Below are 1,373 nucleotides of genomic sequence, written 5' to 3'. Positions count from 1 at the left end.
CCCCCGCGGTCGGCGCGCGCCCGCCGCGGGCCGCTGCCACCGGCGACGAGGAGAAAGGGCGGCCAGCGCAAGTGGTGGGCCATCGGCGTCGTCGCCGTGCTGCTGCTCGCGCTCGCCGGCTGGGGCATCTACGAGGCGACCAAGGAGGACCCGCCGCCGCCCCCGACGATGGTGCAGGTGCCCGACGTGGCCAACCGTCCGGTGGCCGAGGCGACGACCGTCCTGCAGAACCGCGGGCTGACCGTGGCCGACGACATGCCGCGCGAGGCCAGTGCCGACGTGGACGAGGGTGACGTCATCCGCACCGAGCCGGGCACCGGCGAGGAGATCGAGGAGGGCTCGGAGGTGACCCTCGTGGTCAGCAGCGGGCCCGAGCAGATCTCCGTGCCCGACCTGCAGGGGTTCTCGTACGGCGAGGCCAAGAAGAAGCTCGAGGACGTCGGGCTCAAGGCCAAGCGCGAGTTCATCGACAACAGCGCCCCGCGAGGCCAGGTGGTCAACTCCGACCCCGGCGCCGACCAGAGCGTCGAGGTGGGCACCACGGTGACCCTGCTGGTCTCCAAGGGCCAGGTGACCGTGCCGAACGTGGTCGGCGCGACGCTGGAGGACGCGATCAAGCGGCTGGTCGACGCCGGCTTCGAGCGGTCGCAGATCCAGACCCAGGAGGACACGGCCGGCACCGCGCCGGACGGCCAGGTGACCGCCCAGTCGATCGGCACCGGTCAGCAGGTCTCGCCGGACTCGCAGATCACGCTGACGGTGTCGCGCCCGGCGACCGACACCCCGCCGCCCGGCGACCGACGGCGGCGACGAGGACGGCGACGGCCTGCCGGACGTCCCGACCCCGTAGCCCGGACGCACGACGCCCCGCCACCTCAGGGTGGCGGGGCCGTCGTCGTGTCAGGGGGTGACCGCGCGCGCGTGCGTCAGGTCGACCGAGCCCTGGTAGGCCGGGGCGCGGACGAGGGAGACCCGCTCGACGTCCAGGCCGAGCTCGTAGCGCTCGGCGTAGTCGCGGTAGACGCTCGCCTCCGGCGACTCCTCGATGGCCGACAGCAGGCTCCACTGCTCGCCCACCGCCTCGATGACGTAGGGCGGCGAGTACGGGACGCCGTCCAGGACGACGGTGTTGCCGACGCAGCGGATGCCGGTCGTGGAGATGAGCCGCTGGCCCTGCAGCGTCACGGCGCGGGCGCCGCCGGCCCACAGCGCGTTGACGTAGGCCTGGATGTCCTGCTGGTGCACCACGAGGTAGTTCGGGTCCAGGCCCGGCACCTCGACCCGCCGCGGGGCGTCGGCCAGCGTGACGCGGACGCCCTCGCCGCGGGCCGGCTCGAGCCGGTCACCTCGTCGAGCTCCTCCATCGCCTCCAG

Annotated in this window: 1 protein-coding gene and 1 pseudogene; one reads left to right on the top strand and one right to left on the bottom strand. The window is 73.8% G+C overall.

The annotated features are described in order from the left end of the window. Nucleotides 1-168: 168 nt before the first annotated feature. A pseudogene (locus tag AC2W7G_RS16415) lies at nt 169-705 on the top strand (PASTA domain-containing protein); the annotation flags it as partial. A gap of 195 nt (nt 706-900) precedes the next feature. Here AC2W7G_RS16415 and AC2W7G_RS16410 read toward each other — a convergent pair. Further along, nucleotides 901-1,302, bottom strand: coding sequence for a DUF881 domain-containing protein (locus AC2W7G_RS16410; RefSeq protein ID WP_485869379.1), 402 nt, complete (start codon nt 1,300-1,302; stop codon nt 901-903). Nucleotides 1,303-1,373 lie beyond the last annotated feature (71 nt).

Source organism: Aeromicrobium sp. PFPM2_SD2, assembly GCF_057364525.1.
The sequence above is the reverse complement of the archived record's forward strand: the minus strand, read 5'-3'. Positions and strand labels throughout refer to the sequence as shown.